This is a genomic window from Micromonospora sp. NPDC048169, from assembly GCF_040652815.1.
Taxonomy (GTDB): domain Bacteria; phylum Actinomycetota; class Actinomycetes; order Mycobacteriales; family Micromonosporaceae; genus Micromonospora.
Map to the genome: position 1 here is coordinate 59,459 of NZ_JBEZMS010000003.1, position 17,199 is coordinate 76,657.

The window sequence follows — 17,199 nt, forward strand, 5'->3', positions numbered from 1 at the left end:
CGCGACCTCGGCTCGTGCCGGGCTCGCGGGGTTCCGTCGTTCAGGCTCAGTGCGCGGCGGCGGGACCGGCCGGGCGGCGGCGGGCGCGCTCGCGGGCCAGGATCCAGAGCGCCTCGACGCCGTCCTTCCAGGTGATCTTCTTGCCCTCCTCGCGGCCCCGCGCGCGGTAGCTGATCGGCACCTCGTAGGGGCGGATCCGGCGGCGCAGCAGCTTGCCGGTGACCTCCGCCTCCATGCCGAAGCCACGGGAGCGGACCTGGAGCGAGCGGTACAGCTCCAGCGGCATCAGCTTGAAGCAGGTCTCCAGGTCGCCGATGTAGGAGTTGTAGAGGACGTTCGCGGCGAGCGTGACGCCCTTGTTGCCCATCACGTACCAGAAGCTGTACGAGCTGTGGCTGCCGAAGGTCCGATTGCCGTAGACGACTGTCGCCCGGCCGTCGAGCACCGGCTCCAGCAGGCGCGGAATGTCCTGCGGGTCGTACTCCAGGTCGGCGTCGAGGATGACCATGTACTTACCCTCGGCGCTGTCGACAGCCGTCTTGATGGCCGCGCCCTTACCGGCGTTGCGCTGGTGGGTGATCACCCGCAGGCGGGCGTCGTCGACCCGGCCGAGGATCTCGCCGGTGCCGTCCCGGCTGCCGTCGTCCACGACGACAAGCTCGATCTCGCAGGGGTAGTCGACGGCCAATGCCTGCTTGAGGGCATCCGCGATACGTTCTTCCTCGTTGTAGACCGGCATGAGGATCGAGAGCTTCACGGAATCTCCACGGAGGCGATGGCAGGTCGGGGCATAGCGTAGCCTGGCACATTGCTCAGGTCACGACAGGCCAGGCACTCTATTCCTGGCGAAGTGGCACCACCACGAGCCGGGCCACGCTCCTGTCGCCGTCCTTCGCGCCGGCCACCCCGACCGTCGTACCGATCTTGATGTCGGTCGATCGGATCGTGGTCCGCCGCTCGACCACCCGCAGCTTCTCGCCGAACGTCCACGTCACCGTGAACCCGTCGGTGGACTTGACGGTCATCGACCTGCCGTCGATCGCTGTCACCTCGCCGCGCTGGACCGCCACCGTCTTCGTACCGCCGTCCCTGGTCCGCACCACCGCCTCGCCGTGCAGCGTGCCGCGCCGCAGCAGCACCCGGGCCCGGTGGCGCTTGTACCCCTCCTTCGCCCGCTCGCCCTTGCCGTCCGGCCCGGCCTGGGGCGTGCCCGACGGCGCCGGCGCGGCGACCGGATCCACGTCCAGTTCGCCGGCGTCGACGCCGAGCGCGGCGAGCGCCTGCCCGTCCGCACCCAGCGCGGCGCTCACCTCGACCGCGTCGCCGGACGCCGGTCCGGACCGGGCCGCGCCGCACCCGGCGAGCCCGAGCGCCGTGGCGGCGAGCAGTGCGGCGGCGCCGGTGACGATTCGCTGACGTGTCATCTGTGGTCCTCTCCTCACGGTGGTGGACCGAGCGTCCCGCACCGACGCGAGAGGACGGTCAAGCCGATGTTCGAGCCCGGTAAGGATCCGCGGGTACCCGGACCGTGAACGCGGCCCCGCCCTCCGGGGCGTGCCCGGCGGCGATGTCCCCGCCGAGCCGCCGGACCAGCCCGGCGGCGAGCGCCAGGCCGAGCCCGCTGCCCACCTTGCGCACCCCCCGGTACCGCTCGTGCAACGCACCGCGCTCGAACGCCACCATCAGGTCGTCGTCGGTGAAGCCGGGTCCGCCGTCCCGGACCTCCAGCACCCCGCCGCCCGCCGGGCCCGCCGCCCGCACCGCGAGCACCACCGGCGCCCCCGGGGGTACGACCCGCAGCGCGTTCTCCAGCAGCCCGTCCACCACCTGCCGGATCCGGCCCGGATCGGTGTACGCCGGCACCGGCTCACCCGGTGTCTCCAGCCGGAACGGCACCCCGAGCGCGGCGCACCGGCCGGACCAGGTGCGCTCCGCGTCGGCGGCGACCCGGCTCAGGTCGACAGGGACCGGTTCCAGCGGGAAGTCGACCGCTTCCAGCCGGGCCAGCGCCAGCAGGTCGCGGACCAGCCGGTCCAGGTGCTCGGCCTCGGCGAGCACGGTACGGCCGGTCGCCGGCACCGCGTCGGCCTCGATCACCCCGTCGGCCAGCGCCTCGGCGTAGCCGCGGATGGCGGTGAGCGGCGTACGCAACTCGTGCGAGACGGAGAGCAGGAACTCGCGCTGCCGTCCCTCGCTCGTGGCGAGCGCGGCGGCCAGACCGTTCAGCGCGTACGCCAGGTCCGCCACCTCGTCGGGCGGCTCGACCGGTACCCGGACCGCCCGGTCCCCGGCACGCAGCCGGGCGGCGGCCGTGGCGGCGGTACGGATCGGCCGGGCCAGCCGGCGGGCCAGCAGCGCCCCGGCGGCCGCCCCGGCGGCGAGCCCGGCGAGCAGCGGCAGCCAGAGCCCGCGCAGCACCTGCCGCCACGGTCCGGTGCTCCGGGCCCGGGTCAGCACCACCCCGTCCCGGCCGGGCAGCGCCCGCGCCTCGACCAGCCGGCGTTCCCCGTCGACCAGCCGCCGGCCGGAGACGTTCTCGCCGCCCGCCACCCGGGTCACGAGCGCTCTGGGCAGGCCCGGCCGGTCGGCCCGGCCGTCGCGGATCACGTACACCTCGATCCGCTGCTGGCGCAGTTGCCGCACGAGCCGGTCCCCCGCGCCGTCGCGCCGGCCGGCCGGCCGCACCCGGAGCACGTCGGCGGCGAGCCGCGCCTGGGCGGCGAGCACCTCCTGGTCCCGGCGCTCCGCGCCGCGTACCGCCAGGGGCACCGCGACGAGCGCGGTGACAAGCACCGACACCAGCGCCACCGCGCAGGTGGCGAGCACGGCGCGGGCGGTGAGCGTCCGCCCGGGGCGGCGCCGCGTCGGCTCGTTCGGTTGTTCAGGCATCGGCGGCGTACCCGACGCCCCGATGGGTGCGGATCACGCTCGCCGCGCCGAGTTTGGCCCGTACCTGCGCCACGTGCACGTCGACGGTCCGGGTGCCGCCGTGTGCCGCGTACCCCCACACGCCGGCCAGCAGTTCCTCCCGGGTGAACACCCGGCCGGGGCGGGCCATCAGGTGGGCCAGCAGGTCGAACTCGGTGGAGGTGAGCTGCACCGGCGTACCGGCGGCGGTCACCGTCCGGCGGCCCGGATCGAGCGTGACGGCACCGAGCGTGCGGGGCTGACCGGCGGGCGTGCCGGCGGTGCGGCGCAGCACCGCCCGGAGCCGGGCGAGCAGTTCACGGGGGCTGAACGGCTTTGTGACGTAGTCGTCGGCGCCCAGTTCCAGGCCGACGACACGGTCCACCTCGTCGTCGCGGGCGGTGAGGAAGATGACAGGTGTCCAGTCGCCGTCCGCGCGCAGCCTGCGGCAGATCTCGGTGCCGGCCAGGCCGGGCAGCGCGATGTCGAGCACGCAGGCCACCGGGCGCAGGCGCCGCGCGGCGGCCAGCCCGGCCTCGCCGTCACGTTCCAGGTGTACGCCGAACCCGTCCCGGGTCAGGTAGAGCCGGACCAGGTCGGCGATGGCCGGCTCGTCCTCCACCACGAGGACGAGCCCGGGCGGGGCGGCGATGGTCACCGGCCCATGATGACCGACCGGTGGCCGCCCGGCCGGTCACCGAATGTTCGGATCCGGTAAGGACGTCAGCGGGCCGGTGCCGGACGCAACACCGAGGGCCGGGTGCCCGCCGGCTGGTCGCCGATGGTCGCCACCACCCGCTCGGCCGGGGTACGCAGGCGGGTCCGGAAGGCGTGGTTGAGCAGGGCGTCGAGCTGCCACACCTGCTTCGGGTGGTGGGTACGCAGGACGAAGCGCTCGCGTACCCCGTCGATCGCGGTGGCCGCCAGCTCCACGCGGTGCGCGCGGGCATCCGGGCTCCACGTCACGTTGCTCAGCTCGCGCAGTTCGGTGTTGAGGTGCAGGCGCAGCCGGTGCAGCACCCGGGTCTGCCGGGTGACCACCAGGCGGCGGTGGGTGAGCAGCATCAGGTAGTCGCCGCCGACCGGGTCGTCCGGGCGGCTGCATCGGGTGACCAGGATGGTCGCGTCGCCGGAACCGACGCACCGGCGGAACACCGGCATGTGCCGGGTGACGGTCTGGGTCGCCAGGCCGGTGTCGGCGGCGGCCGGAAGGAACGTTCGCGAGAACACGTCCATGTGAGGTGCAACGAGCCGATGACCTGGGGTGATATGGGTCACGGCCGATTTCTGGAACTTCCACACCTGCAAGTCGCACCAGCGGTGCGACTCCGCCGCCGGTCGGATCAGAGCAGCTCGACGATCGTGGCGTTGGCCATGCCACCGCCCTCGCACATGGTCTGGAGGCCGTAGCGGATGCCGTTGTCCCGCATGTGCTGGAGCATCGTGGTCATGATCCGGGCACCGGACCCGCCGAGCGGGTGACCGAGCGCGATCGCACCGCCCCGGGGGTTGAGCCGCTCCGGGTCCGCCTCGGTCTCGGCCAGCCAGGCCAGCGGCACCGGGGCGAACGCCTCGTTCACCTCGTACACCCCGATCTCCTCGATGCCCAGCCCCGCGCGGCGCAGCGCCTTCGCGGTGGCCGGGATCGGCGCGGTGAGCATGGTGACCGGGTCGTCGGCGGCGACCACGGCGGTGTGCACCCGGGCCAGCGGGCGCAGGCCGTGCCGGCTGGCCCACTCGGCCGTGGTGACCGCGAGCGCGGCGGCGCCGTCGGAGATCTGCGACGCGGACCCGGCGGTGACCACGCCGTCGGCGCGGAACGGGGTGGGCAGCTCGCCCAGCTTCGCCAGCGAGGTGTCGCGGCGGATGCCCTCGTCGGCGGAGAACTTGCCGCCGTCGGCGAGCGCCACCGGCGCCAGCTCGGCCTCGAACGCGCCCGCGTCCTGCGCGGCTGCCGCCTTCTCGTGGCTGGCCAGCGCGAACTCGTCGAGTTGGGTACGGGACAGACGCCACCGCTGGGCGATCAGCTCGGCCCCGACGCCCTGGTTGAACGGCAGTGGCGAGTCCTCGGCGACGCCCTCGACACCGCGGTAGCGCTCCAGGATCGCCGGGCTGAACGGCATGCCACCGGCGACGCTGGAACCCATCGGCACCCGGGTCATCGACTCGACGCCACCCGCGACGACCAGGTCGGCCTGGCCGGAGAGGACCGTCGCGGCGGCGAAGTGCAGCGCCTGCTGGCTCGACCCGCACTGGCGGTCGAGCGTGGTGCCGGGGACCGACTCCGGCCAGCCGGCCGCGAGCACGGCGTTGCGGGCCACGTTCCAGGACTGCTCGCCGACCTGCGACACGCAGCCCCACACCACGTCGTCGACCTGGCCGGGATCGATGCCGGTGCGCTCGGCGAGGGCCCGCAGCACGTGCGCCGAGAGGTCGACCGGGTGCACTCCGGCGAGGCTGCCCTTGCGCCGCCCGACCGGGGTCCGTACCGCGCCGACGATGACCGCGTCACTCATGTCTACTCCCCGGTAACCTCGCTTGCCCCGATAGTACGTGCTGACCCGACCGCCGTCCTCCCCCGGCGTGCGGCCGGGACGGCTGGCATGCTGGGCGGATGGATCCACAGTCACCGCCGGCCCGGCAGTGGCGGGTGCCGCGCGAGGTGCCGGTGCTCAAGGCGCTCGGCGCGCTCGGGCTCGTCGCTCTGGGGCTGGTCTTCGCCGGCGGTGACCCGGTCCGTCCGGGGCTGGCCGGGCTGGCCGCCGCCGGTCTGCTCGGCTGGGCGCTGCGCGACGTGGTCGCTCCGGTCCGCCTCGCCGTCGACCCGGACGGGCTCACCGTGCTGCGGGGGTTCGCGGGGCGACGCCGGCTGCCGTGGGACGCGGTGGAGACGATCCGGCTGGACCGGCGCAGCCGGCGTGGGATCACCGCCGAGACGCTGGAGATCGACGCCGGGGAGTCGCTGCACCTGTTCGGCCGCCGCGACCTGGACGCGCCGCTGGACGAGGTGGCGGCGGCGCTGACCGAGGCCCGCCCGACGGCGGGCTGACGCTCAGCCGAGCAGCGCGGCGGTGCGGACGAGGGTCAGGCCGATCAGCGCGACCAGCACGATCGCGCAGCCTGCCACCTGGAAGACGGTCCGCCGCGACCGTGGCGCGTACGCGAGGACCAGCGCCACCAGCGCGCCGGCCACCAGCCCGCCGAGGTGCCCGGCTACCGAGATGCTCGGCACGGTGAACGTGAAGATCAGGTTGATCACCAGGATCGGCACGATCGCCGAGGTGTCCCGGCCGAGCCGCCGCATGATCACGAAGATGGCGGCGAACAGGCCGAACACGGCCGTCGAGGCACCGGCCGTGAACCGGTTCGGCTCGGCGAAGACGTAGGCCGCGACGTTGCCGCCCAGCCCGGCGAGCAGATAGAGCGCCAGGAAGCGCAGCGGCCCGAGCACCGCCTCAAGCGTCCGGCCGAGCACCCAGAGCGCCCACATGTTCAGCAGCAGGTGCAGCACGCCGTAGTGCAGGAACATGGCGGTGACCAGCCGGTACCACTCACCGTCGGCCACCCCGCCGACGTGCCCGTCGGGGAAGCGCGCCAGGCCGAGCACCGCCCCCCACTCGGTGAGCGGGGTCCCGCTGCCCATCAGGCCGCCCAGACCGCCGCCGGCCACCGCGGTCCCGCTGCGGGCCGAGAGGATGGACAGCAGCATCGTCAGCACGTTCAGCGCGATCAGCGCCTTCGTGACGTTGCCCTGGCGGCCGGCGGCACCGCCACCGAAGGCGGTACGCGCCGGCCGCACGCTGCGGCGTCCCTCGGCGACGCACTCCGGGCACTGGTGGCCGACGGAGGCGTCCCGCATGCACTCGGTGCAGATGGGCCGGTCGCACCGGCTGCACCGGATGTACGTCTCCCGACCGGGGTGCCGGTAGCAGACCGGAGTGGTCGGCACCGGGCCCCCGGTGGCGTCGCCTGGCTGGCCGGAGCGCTCAGTCATGCGAGCAAAGGTACAGGTGTGCCGCTCAGGACTGCTTGCGCTCGATCTCGACCCGCTCGATCACCACGTCCTGGACCGGCCGGTCGCTCGGGCCGGTCGGGGTGTTGGCGATCGAGTCGACCACCTTCGCGGACTGCTCGTCGGCCACCTGGCCGAAGATGGTGTGCCGGTTGTTCAGGTGTGGCGTGGGCGACACCGTGATGAAGAACTGCGAGCCGTTGGTGCCCGGCCCGGCGTTCGCCATGGCCAGCAGGTACGGCCGGTCGAAGCGCAGCTCGGGGTGGAACTCGTCGGCGAACTTGTAGCCCGGACCACCGCGACCGGTGCCGGTCGGGTCGCCCATCTGAATCATGAAACCGCTGATCACACGGTGCGAGACGGTGCCGTCGTAGTACGGACCGCTGCCCGGCTGGCCGGTGCGCGGATCGGTGTACTCCCGGGTGCCCTCGGCCAGCTCCACGAAGTTGCGGACGGTCTTCGGCGCGTGGTTCGGGAAGAGCTCCAGCCGGATCGGGCCGGCGTTGGTGTGCAAGGTGGCGTAGACAGCCTCGGCCACGGGTACTCCTCACTCGTAGTTCAGTTCCTTGCGGATCCTCCCATGTGCCCGATCTGGCCATGCGGAGGCATTCGAAGGTGGAGGATGACGAAGGAACAACTCCCAGGAGGTGGGACCGTGTTTGGAATCGGGCGGCGAAAGACCCAGGGCCAGCTCGCCAAGGTCGAGTTGAACCAGGGCATCGGTCACCTGCGGCAGGCCGCGACGCACGCGGCGAAGGGTGCCGGCGCCACTGTCGGCCCGCGGGTCCAGGCAGCCCGGGTCGCCGTCGCGCCGACCGCGGTCATGGTCCGGGACCGGGCGTCCAGCGGCTTCGCGTCGACCGCCGCGGCGCTCGCCCCGGTGATGCTGGCCGTGCGCAACGCCCGGGTCGAGGCCGCCGGCAAGGCGTCGAGCGGCCGCAAGGTGATGGCCGCGAAGCAGGCCTCGGTGACGAAGAAGGCGAAGAACATGAAGGCCGGAAAGAAGAAGCAGCGCAGGTCGCGGGGCATGACCGCGGGCCTGCTGGTGGCCGGCACCGTCGCCGGTCTGGCCGGCGCGATGGCCATGCGCCGCCGCCGCGAGCAGCAGGAGTGGGCCGAGTACGACCCGACCGGCACGCTCGACACGACCGGCACGCTCGGCGCGAGCGGGCGGGACAAGCTGGAGCCGATGCGGGAGGACGTGGACACGATCGTGGTGGAGACCCCGGACGCGAGCGCGAAGGTGACGCAGGCCGGCCCGACCGGTGCCGGTTCCTCGGCGGTGGCCAAGGGCAGCAGCGCGTCGACCGCCACCTCCGGCAGCCAGCCGGTGATCCACCCCAACGACCAGGTCCCCTCCGTCGCCGAGGGTGCCCGGGACGTCACCGGCCGTCCGGCCGACGACATCACCAAGGCCGTGCAGGCCGGCAAGAACGCCGCGAAGGCCGGCGGTCGCCGCTGACCTCGTACCGTCGGATCAGCGCCGGCACGCGGGACACCCCGCGTGGCCGGCGCTTCCGCGTATACGGCGGCCGGGCCGGCGCGGAGTGACGATGGCTACAGCCAGCCGTTGCGGCGGAACAGGCGGTAGAGCGTGAAGGACGCCGCGAGCATCAGCGCCCAGACGCCCGGATAGCCGTACGTCCACTTCAGCTCGGGCATGTTGTCGAAGTTCATGCCGTAGATGCCGGCGATCGCCGTCCACACCGCACCGATCGCGGCCCAGGCGGCGATCTTGCGCATGTCGTTGTTCTGGTCGACTGTGACCTGGGCAAGCCGGGCCTGGAGGATCGAGTTGAGCAGGTCGTCGTAGGAGTTCACCTGCTCGACGGTGCGGCTGAGGTGGTCCTGCACGTCCCGGAAGTAGCGCCGCACCTCCTGCGGCACCGCGCGGTTGACCTGCGAGGTCAGCGTCATCAGCGGGCGCTGCAACGGCACCACCGCCCGCTTGAACTCGACCAGTTCCCGCTTCATCTGGTAGATCCGCTGGATCCGGCCGCTGCTCTGCCGGTCGAAGACGTCGGCCTCCAGCACGTCGAGGTCGTCCTCCAGCCGGTCGGCCACCTCCAGGTAGAGGTCCACCACCCGGTCGGTGATCGCGTACGCGACCGCCCACGGGCCGTGCCCCAGCAGATCCCGCTTCGCCTCCAGGTCGGCGCGGACCGGAGCCAGCCGGCAGGCGTCACCGTGCCGCACGCTGATCACGAAGTGCGGCCCGATGAAGAGCATCACCTGACCGGTCTCCACCACCTCGGAGTTCTCGGTCAGCTCCGCGTGCTCGCAGTAGCGGGCGGTACGCAGCGCCAGGAAGGCGATCTCACCGAAGTGTTCCAGCTTCGGGCGCTGCTGGGCCTTGACCGCGTCCTCCACCGCGAGTTCGTGCAGGCCGAAGGTGGCGGCGATCTCGGTCATCTCGACGAGGTCCGGTTCGTGCAGGCCGAGCCAGACGAAGCCGTCCCGCTCCTGCCGGGCGGCGGCCAGGGCGTCGGCGTACTGAGGGCGGCCGGGGCGGCGCTCGCCGTCGACGTACAGCCCGCAGTCGACGATCCCGCTGCGCTCCGGGCCGGCCGGCTCGGTCGTACGCGGGGAGCCGTCCGCGTTGAGGATGCGGGACATCGCGCGCACCGGGGCCGACCAGGCGCGGGGGCGTAGTGGCCGGCTGCTCTCGGCGCCGGCGGTTCGGTCGCGTGCCACCCGGTCCGTCATCTCTCGCCCCCTTTCCCTGAAGCTGCGGCTTGCAGGTTACGCCGACCGGCGGGAAGCGCAGCGCGGGCGCGGGAAGGGCCGGTTGCGACCGGCCTCACGCGGCGGCGCCGGGCGGGCCGGGCCGCGTCAGGGGGGTGAGGGGCGACACGGCCCACCCGGCACCCCTTGGGGGCGGGAGTGATGCTGGGCGTGCCGCCGGGCCCGGCCGGGTCGTGCCGGCGCACGGACCGGTCACCGGCAAAAGGTGAGCGGCACTCGCAGCATTGTGGGGGTGCCGGCCGGTCCGGCGGGAGAGCCGAACCGGCCAGCGGGGCCCTTTTGTCAGAAACCCGACAGAAATCAGCCGCGCACGGCGGCCATCGCCTCGGCGAGACGCCGCACACCCTCGTCGATCCGGTCGGCGGTCACCGCCGAGTACGCCAGCCGCAGCGCGTGCCGGCCGCCGTCGATCATGAAGTCGCTGCCCTTCACCACCGCCACCCCGCGCTCGGCGGCGGCCGGCGCGAGCCGGTCGACGTCGACGTCCTCCGGCAGCTCGACCCAGAGGAAGTAGCCGCCGTCCGGCTCCACGAACCGGGCCTCCGGGATGTGCCGGCGCAGCGACTCGGCCAGCACCGCCGACCGCTCGCCGAGCGCCGAGCGGACCGTCCGGATCGACTCCTCGATGGCGCCGGAGACGCAGAACTGGTGCACGATCGCCTGGGCCACCATGCCGGGCGAGATGTAGAGGTTGGTGGCCCGCTTGGCGATCGCCGCGATCAGCTCGGCCGGGCCCACCAGGTAGCCGACCCGCACGCCCGGGCAGACCGTCTTGGTGAAGCTGGAGGCGTGCACCACCACGCCGCGGGTGTCCATCGACAGCATCGAGGGCAGCGGCTCGCCCCGGAAGCGGATGTCCGCGTACGGGTCGTCCTCGAAGATCGTGAAGTCGTACTCGGCGGCGAGATCCAGCAGCTCACGACGCTTCTCCAGGGAGAGGGTCACGCCGGCCGGGTTCTGGTAGTTGGGGATCACGTGCGCCAGCCGCGGGCGTACCCCGGACTCCAGCAGCTTGCGCAGCTCGGCGGTGTCCAGGCCGTCCGGCTGGATCGTCACGCCGTGCACCTCGCCGCCCATCTGCTTGAGGTTGAGCAGCGTGCGGTCGTACGTCGGGCGCTCGACCACCACCGCGTCACCCCGGCGCACCAGGTGGTCGAAGAGGAACGCGTCGGCCTGCAACGAGCCGTTCGTGATCAGCACCTGGTCGGCCTCGACACCGTGCTTCTCGGCGATCCACTTCCGCAACGGCGGGTAGCCGACGGAGGTGCCGTACGCGGTGACCCCGGCGGGGTCGGCGTCGAAGGCGCGGACGGCGGCGGCCTTGAGCCCTTCGACATCGACGATGTCCAGCGAAGGCGCGCCACGGGCGAACGAGATCAGCTGCTCGGCGGTCATGCGCAGAGCCTAGGGCCTGGCTCGGCGGGTCCGACCGCGATACACGCGAAGTTCAACATGCGGGCGGCCGGCCGGGTCACCGGTGCGTCCGGAGGATCCGAGAACAGCTCGCACCTGTCTACGATCCGACGGACGCTGGCGCCGGTCCGACCGGACGCCGAAGGATGACGGGTCACGGCAGACCCGGGAGAACAAGGGATGGGGCTCGTGACCGAGGACGAGGCGGGACGGCTCGACGACCAGCGGTTCGCGCAGTGGCTGGCGGCCGAGGCCGGTACGGCGCTCACCGCGCTGCGGGACCGGCAGGGCTTCGCCGACCCGAAGGCGCTCAAGGACGCCGGCGACCGCGCGTCGCACGAGGTGATGACGGCGGCGCTGGCCAGGCTTCGGCCGGACGACGCGGTGCTCTCCGAGGAGGAGGCCGACGCGCGCCGCGCGTGGGCCGACGGCGAGCGCGCGCCCCGGCACGAGGCGGACCGGGTCTGGATCATCGACCCGCTGGACGGCACGCGCGAGTTCTCCGAGGCCGGACGCGACGACTGGGCGGTGCACGTGGCGCTCTGGCAGCGCTCCGCCGCGCCCGACGGCGCGCTGATCGCCGGTGCGGTCGGCATGCCGGCCCGGACCACAGGGGACGGAACGCAGCTCGTGCTCGGCACCGACTGCCCGCAGCCGAAGCCGTCCGACGGCCCGATCCGGATCGCGGTGAGCCGCAGCCGCCCGCCGGCGTTCGTCGGCGAGCTGGTCGAGATGCTCGGCGCCACCGCCGTCCCTATGGGCTCGGCCGGTGTGAAGGTCTGCGCGGTGGTGACCGGCGAGGTCGACGCGTACGTCCACGCGGGCGGTCAGTACGAGTGGGACAGTGCCGCCCCGGTCGCCGTGGCGCTCGGTGCGGGCATGCACGCGTCCCGGATCGACGGCTCGCCGCTGCGCTACAACCGCGCCGATCCGCGCCTGCCCGATCTGCTGGTCTGCCGGCCCGAACTGGCCGACCAGTTGCTCGACGCGATCGCCCGGACCGGGGTCGAGATGCCCGCTTCGACCGTCACCGGCAGGCAGGGTGAAGCGTTCGGCTGAGTGTCACGGTACATACGGCCGGGTGGATGAGGGTTATCGTCGGGCAGGGACGCATGACGATCTGAGCCCTCGACACGGGCCGCCGACAGCCAGGGAGGGTCATGCCGGTCGACCGAGAGCCGCACAATGCCTTCGGGCAGCCGACCGGCCTGTGGCCGGGTCAGGACATTCCGCGCCAGGGAGGCGGTCCTTCGCTTCCCTGGCCGGAAGCCGAGAGCACGCCGCCGCCGGCCCGTTCCGACGGTGACCTGCCCTGGCCCGAGCGGGACCGGCCCGACGCCGGTCACCCGGACGGGCCGGTACACGACACGACGAGCTGGGAGCCCGTGCCCGCCACGGCGAACGGCTGGGCGCCGCAGCGTGACGCGCACGACGACGCCTGGCCGGCGCAGGCCGGCCACGCCGGCTGGGCGCCGCACGACGAGCCCGGCCGGGCTGGCGAGGCGGGCTGGGCCGCGGGCACCGCGGCGACCGCCACCCTGACCGGGCCGCCCCCGGTGGACGTTCCGCACGGACCGGCCGCCGGTGGGCCGGGCCAGCCGCCCGCACCACCGCTCGTCCCGGCACCGCCGCCGTCGTCCGGCGGCTCCCGGCGGCGCTGGCGCGTCGCCCTGGCGGCGGCCCTGGCGCTGGCCGTGGCCGGCAGCGGGGTCGCGGTGGCCGCGCTGCGGCCCGACGCCGCGAACCCGCAGGCCGGCGAGGCACCGGGCGCGGTCGGGCCGGCGACCTCGATGGGCCCGGGCAAGCCCGGGACACCCGGCGCCTCTCCCGGCGCCGACCAGGGTCTCGGCGGCAAGCCCTCGGCACGTCCGTCGGCCTCCGCGAACGCCGGGCCGGGCTTCACCGGTACGCGACTGACGCTCCCGGGCGCCTCGATCGGTGTGCAGAACGGGGAGACCTTCGGCCAGGCGCTGGCCCGTTCCGACCGGACCTTCGGCAAGCTGCGGATGGCCCGGATCTTCTTCCCCGGCCTGCCGCCGGCCTGGTCCGGCAGCCGCGCCGACGTGGTGGACCGAACCGTCGTGGTGTCCTTCAAGGCGTCGCCGCAGGAGGTGAACACCGGCAAGTTCGACTCCCGCCTGGCCTCCTGGTTCGCCTCGATCCCGCGTGAGCACAACGTCTACTGGTCGTACTTCCACGAGCCGGAGGACGACGTCGAGCGCGGCGCGTTCACCACGGCGGCGTACCGGACGGCGTGGAAGCGGATCGCCGGCCTGGCCGACCGGACGGGCAATCCCAAGCTGATCAACACGCTGATCCTGATGTGCTGGACGCTCGACTCGAAGTCCGGGCGCAGCTTCGACGCGTTCTACCCGGGTGGCGACGTGATCGAGGCGCTCGGCTGGGACTGCTACAACTGGGGCAAGAAGTGGAAGCGGTACGCCTCGCCCCAGGAGATCTACGGCCCGATGATCAGCAAGTCGAAGGCGCTGGGCAAGCCGTGGGGCGTCGCCGAGACCGGCAGCGACCTGGTGCCCGGTGACGCGGGCACCGGCCGGGCGGCCTGGATCCGGTCGATGACGAACTTCCTCAACGGCCAGCGGCCGGAGTTCGTGGCGTACTACAACCAGACAGTCAGTCAGGGTGACTTCCGGCTGCTCGACCAGCCGAGCATCCAGGCGTGGAAGTCCTTCTGCACGGCCTGATCACAGCGGAACGACGACGGGCGGGCGACCGAGGTCGCCCGCCCGTCTCGCGTACGGCTCAGATGCCCCGGCCGCGCTTGTGCAGCGTGCGCAGCACCCGGTCGGCCTGCACCGCCCGGCTAGCCACGGCCAGCGCCAGGTAGGCGCGCGGCTCCTTCGGGTTGCGGGCCAGCGTGCGCCGGGCCCAGCGGACCGCGTCCCGCCGGTTGCCCATGGCGGCCTGCGCGAACGCGATCTGACCGGCCACCCGCGCCTCGCCGTGCGGCACCGTGGCGAACTCCGGGTAGCGGCGCAGCAGCCACTGCAACGCGGTCGAGATGGTCTCCCAGCGCTGCGCGAAGTAGGACCGCTTGTGCCAGCGGACCAGCACGTACGGGCTCTCCACGTTCACCAGCGGGGCGTACCGGGCGGCGCGGAGCAGGAACTCGTAGTCCTCCGCGTAGCTGCCCGGGATCTGCTCGTCGACCAGGCCGATCGCGTCGAGCAACGCGGCCCGGCGGATCAGGAACGTGGACGGGTGCAGCTCGGTGAGCCGGTCGCGCAGCAGCGCCTCCAGCGAGATCCGGGCCCGGTCCAGCGAACGGTCCACCGTACGGTCGTCGTAGCTGACCCGGATGCCGCAGCTCACCAGCGCGCCGTCCGGGTGCGCGTCGAGCGCGCCGAACTGGGCGGCCAGCTTGCCGGGCAGCCACTCGTCGTCGTCGTCGCAGAACGCCACCCAGTCGCCGACGGCCGCCTCGATGCCGGTGTTACGCGCACCGGCCAGCCCGGCGGTACGGGTGTTCGTGATCACCCGGACCCGCCGGTCACCCCGGTCGGTCTCCAGCGACCGGTCCGGCTCGGACTGGTCGTAGACCACGATCGCCTCGATCAGGCCCGGGTGCGCCTGGCTGAGGATCGCGTCGAGCGCCGCACGCAGCAACTCCGGACGGTCCCGCGTCGGTACGACGACCGAGATGCTCGGCCCACTCATGCTCTCTCCACGGACTCGTCGGATCCCCGCTGGCCCAGATAGCCGTAGCGGACCCGCAGGGGAAGCGTGGCCAGGCTGACCACGGCACGGCTGCGGCGCGGCAGGCGGTCCCGCCACGCCTCGTCCCGCCGCACGGTCAGCGGTCCGCCGCTGAACCGCAGCGGGTTGCCGGCGACGCTGTGCGCGCGGAACGGCGCGGCGGGCTCGGGCGCCGCGCCGGTCCCGTCGGCCCCGGACAGGATGCGCAGCGCCGCCGGGTCGTCCGGCAGGCCGGCGAAGTCCCGTACCCGGCGTACGGTGCCGGCCGGGTCGGCGGTGAAGTCCTCGTACCGCAGCCGCAGCACCTTCGCCCGGGAGGCGAGCAGGTGGAACGCGGCGTTCTGCGCGGTCCACAGCTTGCTCACCTCGAACGGCGAGAAGGTCGGCATGAAGTCCTCGCCGTCGACCACCTCGGGGCGGCGCACCTGCTTGCCCCACGAGTAAGCCACCGCCCGGCTGTCCCGGACCAGGTGCAGCACCCGCAGGTCGAGCCCTTCGGCCCAGCGCAGCGCGAAGGCGAGCGAGGCGTGCTTGCTGGAGTCGACCACCACCCGCGCGCCGGTCGCCGACAGCGCGGCCCGGTAGATCCGGGTGTACAGGTCGGCGTATCGGCGCACGTCGGCCAGCTGGTCCGGCGGGAGCGCGTCCTTCGCGAGCCGGGGGATGTGCCGGGTCCGGTCGACCCGGTCCTTGAGGGCCAGCACGTCGTCCCGGTCGACGGCGGCCCAGCCGCCGAACGCCTGGTCGCCGACCTGCCGCCAGAACGGGCAGGCGGTGAACCGCTCACCGCAACCGCACCGCTCGTCCGCGCCGAGCGCCCGTTCCCACAGGTGCACGACCTCACCGACGGCGCACACGTCGGCACTCTGCGCCAGCAGCAGCTCCAGCAGCGTGGAGCCGCTGCGGCCGAGACCGCCGACGAAGAGGACCCGCGGCGGCGCCGGATCCGGGGCGCTCATCCGCGACGTCCGACGGCTCGCTGCCGTACCCGGCGGGCCACCAGCTCGTCGATCACGGCGCCGACCCGGGCGACCGCCTCGGCGCGCGGGTCCGGGCGGTTCGGGTCGGCGGCCAGCACGAAGCGGCTCGGGTCGGCCAGCCCCTCGTCCAGCGCGGCGACCAGCTCGGCCTCGGACTCGCACAGCCGCACCATGCCCGCCGCGCCCAGCCGGCGGGAGAACAGCTGCTGGTGGTTGTCGACGTGCTCGTCGTGCGTCGGGTCGCGGGGCACCACGATCGGCAGGTGGCCGTTGCGCCGGGCCTCGGTGATGGTGGCCGGGCCACCGTGGCTGACCACGAGCGTCGACTCCGCCATCGCCCGCTGGAGTTCCTCGTGGCCGAGGAACGGGGTGGCCTCGGGCAGGGCCGGGGTGCGGCTGTGGCCGTACTGGAGGACCAGCCGGACCTCCGGCCGGTTCGCGTGCCAGCGCTCCAGCCAGCCCACCAGCCGGTCGAAGCGGTGCACGTCGGTGCCGACAACGACGAGCACGTACGGCGTCGCGGAGCGCCGGTTCCGCTGCCGGGGGATCACAGGAGGTTCCCCACGACAGTCGCCTCCGGGTACATCCGGCGCTGCTCGTCCCACTGCACGAGCATCGCGGAGAGGAAGGGGCGGCAGAGCCGGGCGGTGAGGGTCGCGCTGTCGATCCGGTCGTACACCTCGATGTAGACCGTGGGGATCCGGCGCATCCGGGCCGCCACCACGAACGGCAGGGCGACCCCGGCGCCGGTGGTGACCACCGCGTCGACCTGACGCCGGCGGATCACCTTCAACGCGAGGAACGCGTTGCGTACCAGGTTCTTGACGTTGCGTGTGGTGGGGTGATGCGCCCAGACCACGTCCTCACCGGCGAGCAGCGAGCGGGCGTCGGGGGTGTCGAACGTTACCCACGCGCGGCGCCGATCCCGGTACCACGGTTCCAGGGCCAGGAGCTGGGCCAGGTGCCCGCCACTGGAACCCACCAGCAGGACCTGGCCCGAGTCCTCGGTTGACCCGCTCACCACAGACTTCCTCCCGTACGCGGACGACCGCGTCCGGAATTTTGTGAATGCCCCTCGGACGCGTCCTGACAACCTACTGGCGCGGCCATGGGCAACTGAAGGGGCCATTGGACGGATACTGACGCGCCGGTCGGCTCACTCCTCGATTCCCGTCACTGGGACATGCACCGATTGGCCACTGTCCAGGTCAGCCCGGTTCGCCCGGGACGCCGGGCCGGGCCACCGGGAGAAAGTGAGATGTGTCAGGATTCCGTCACCGCTCCGCACGAGAGCCGTCGGTGACGCCGGCTGTCCGGGGGCAGGTCGGGCCCGACACCGGGAAACCCGCCGAATGGTCAGCGCCGATCGACCATTTCTACGCGGGCTGCCCACACCCGGGCAGGCTTACCGGAACGTGAGCAGAC

General features: G+C 73.2%; 18 protein-coding genes. 4 read left to right on the forward strand and 14 right to left on the reverse strand.

Annotated features, from left to right (window positions below):
- Nucleotides 1-46: 46 nt before the first annotated feature.
- The 6 genes from AB0D28_RS03855 to AB0D28_RS03880 form a co-directional block, all read right to left on the reverse strand.
- On the reverse strand, nucleotides 47-757 hold the full coding sequence (locus tag AB0D28_RS03855; RefSeq protein WP_357381916.1) for a glycosyltransferase family 2 protein: 711 nt from the start codon (nucleotides 755-757) through the stop codon (nucleotides 47-49).
- A 79-nt stretch (nucleotides 758-836) separates the two neighbouring features.
- On the reverse strand, nucleotides 837-1,424 hold the full coding sequence (locus AB0D28_RS03860; RefSeq protein ID WP_357381917.1) for a hypothetical protein: 588 nt from the start codon (nucleotides 1,422-1,424) through the stop codon (nucleotides 837-839).
- A gap of 58 nt (nucleotides 1,425-1,482) precedes the next feature.
- The gene (locus AB0D28_RS03865; RefSeq protein ID WP_357381919.1) at nucleotides 1,483-2,889 is read right to left on the reverse strand and encodes a HAMP domain-containing sensor histidine kinase; all 1,407 of its coding nucleotides are present in this window, start codon (nucleotides 2,887-2,889) and stop codon (nucleotides 1,483-1,485) included.
- Nucleotides 2,882-3,565, reverse strand: a complete 684-nt coding sequence (locus AB0D28_RS03870; RefSeq protein ID WP_357381921.1) for a response regulator transcription factor — start codon at nucleotides 3,563-3,565, stop codon at nucleotides 2,882-2,884. The genes AB0D28_RS03865 and AB0D28_RS03870 overlap by 8 nt, the downstream gene beginning before the upstream one ends.
- A 65-nt stretch (nucleotides 3,566-3,630) precedes the next feature.
- Nucleotides 3,631-4,143 carry a hypothetical protein gene (locus AB0D28_RS03875; RefSeq protein WP_357381923.1) on the reverse strand — a complete coding sequence of 171 codons (513 nt, stop codon included), beginning with the start codon at nucleotides 4,141-4,143 and terminating at the stop codon, nucleotides 3,631-3,633.
- A 107-nt stretch (nucleotides 4,144-4,250) separates the two neighbouring features.
- On the reverse strand, nucleotides 4,251-5,423 hold the full coding sequence (locus tag AB0D28_RS03880) for an acetyl-CoA C-acyltransferase (protein WP_357381925.1): 1,173 nt from the start codon (nucleotides 5,421-5,423) through the stop codon (nucleotides 4,251-4,253).
- A 98-nt stretch (nucleotides 5,424-5,521) separates the two neighbouring features.
- Between AB0D28_RS03880 and AB0D28_RS03885 the strand changes: the two genes are divergently transcribed.
- Entirely contained in the window at nucleotides 5,522-5,956 is a 435-nt protein-coding gene (locus AB0D28_RS03885; protein ID WP_357381927.1) for a PH domain-containing protein, read from the forward strand.
- Between the two features lie 3 nt (nucleotides 5,957-5,959).
- On the opposite strand, the gene AB0D28_RS03890 is transcribed toward AB0D28_RS03885, so the two are convergent.
- Together AB0D28_RS03890 and AB0D28_RS03895 are read right to left on the reverse strand one after the other, a co-directional pair.
- Nucleotides 5,960-6,901 carry a rhomboid family intramembrane serine protease gene (locus AB0D28_RS03890; RefSeq protein WP_357381929.1) on the reverse strand — a complete coding sequence of 314 codons (942 nt, stop codon included), beginning with the start codon at nucleotides 6,899-6,901 and terminating at the stop codon, nucleotides 5,960-5,962.
- Between the two features lie 25 nt (nucleotides 6,902-6,926).
- Entirely contained in the window at nucleotides 6,927-7,457 is a 531-nt protein-coding gene (locus AB0D28_RS03895) for a peptidylprolyl isomerase (protein ID WP_357381931.1), read from the reverse strand.
- Between the two features lie 84 nt (nucleotides 7,458-7,541).
- Between AB0D28_RS03895 and AB0D28_RS03900 the strand changes: the two genes are divergently transcribed.
- Entirely contained in the window at nucleotides 7,542-8,381 is an 840-nt protein-coding gene (locus AB0D28_RS03900) for a hypothetical protein (RefSeq protein ID WP_357381933.1), read from the forward strand.
- 95 nt (nucleotides 8,382-8,476) lie between these two features.
- On the opposite strand, the gene corA is transcribed toward AB0D28_RS03900, so the two are convergent.
- Together corA and AB0D28_RS03910 are read right to left on the reverse strand one after the other, a co-directional pair.
- Nucleotides 8,477-9,625 (reverse strand): magnesium/cobalt transporter CorA, encoded by a 1,149-nt coding sequence (corA, locus tag AB0D28_RS03905; protein WP_357381935.1) that lies wholly within the window; start codon nucleotides 9,623-9,625, stop codon nucleotides 8,477-8,479.
- A 339-nt stretch (nucleotides 9,626-9,964) separates the two neighbouring features.
- Nucleotides 9,965-11,059 (reverse strand): PLP-dependent aminotransferase family protein, encoded by a 1,095-nt coding sequence (locus tag AB0D28_RS03910; RefSeq protein WP_357381936.1) that lies wholly within the window; start codon nucleotides 11,057-11,059, stop codon nucleotides 9,965-9,967.
- Nucleotides 11,060-11,257: 198 nt separating this feature from the next.
- Here AB0D28_RS03910 and AB0D28_RS03915 point away from each other — a divergent pair, with 198 nt between their 5' ends.
- Both AB0D28_RS03915 and AB0D28_RS03920 read left to right on the forward strand, forming a co-directional pair.
- Complete coding sequence (locus AB0D28_RS03915; RefSeq protein WP_357381938.1) at nucleotides 11,258-12,136, forward strand: 3'(2'),5'-bisphosphate nucleotidase CysQ; 879 nt, start codon at nucleotides 11,258-11,260, stop codon at nucleotides 12,134-12,136.
- A gap of 101 nt (nucleotides 12,137-12,237) precedes the next feature.
- Complete coding sequence (locus AB0D28_RS03920; protein ID WP_357381940.1) at nucleotides 12,238-13,782, forward strand: hypothetical protein; 1,545 nt, start codon at nucleotides 12,238-12,240, stop codon at nucleotides 13,780-13,782.
- A gap of 58 nt (nucleotides 13,783-13,840) precedes the next feature.
- Here AB0D28_RS03920 and AB0D28_RS03925 read toward each other — a convergent pair whose 3' ends face one another.
- Genes AB0D28_RS03925 through AB0D28_RS03940 form a run of 4 tightly spaced genes read right to left on the reverse strand, consistent with a single transcriptional unit; the run spans nucleotide 13,841 to nucleotide 16,798 of the window.
- Complete coding sequence (locus AB0D28_RS03925) at nucleotides 13,841-14,755, reverse strand: glycosyltransferase family 2 protein (protein WP_357381942.1); 915 nt, start codon at nucleotides 14,753-14,755, stop codon at nucleotides 13,841-13,843.
- Nucleotides 14,752-15,753, reverse strand: a complete 1,002-nt coding sequence (locus AB0D28_RS03930; protein ID WP_357381944.1) for a sulfotransferase — start codon at nucleotides 15,751-15,753, stop codon at nucleotides 14,752-14,754. Before AB0D28_RS03930 ends, AB0D28_RS03925 begins: the two co-directional genes overlap by 4 nt.
- Nucleotides 15,750-16,325, reverse strand: a complete 576-nt coding sequence (locus tag AB0D28_RS03935; RefSeq protein WP_357381946.1) for a glycosyltransferase — start codon at nucleotides 16,323-16,325, stop codon at nucleotides 15,750-15,752. The genes AB0D28_RS03930 and AB0D28_RS03935 overlap by 4 nt, the downstream gene beginning before the upstream one ends.
- A complete protein-coding gene (locus tag AB0D28_RS03940) occupies nucleotides 16,322-16,798 on the reverse strand; it encodes a UDP-N-acetylglucosamine--LPS N-acetylglucosamine transferase (protein WP_357381948.1) in 477 nt (158 codons plus the stop codon). Before AB0D28_RS03940 ends, AB0D28_RS03935 begins: the two co-directional genes overlap by 4 nt.
- Nucleotides 16,799-17,199 lie beyond the last annotated feature (401 nt).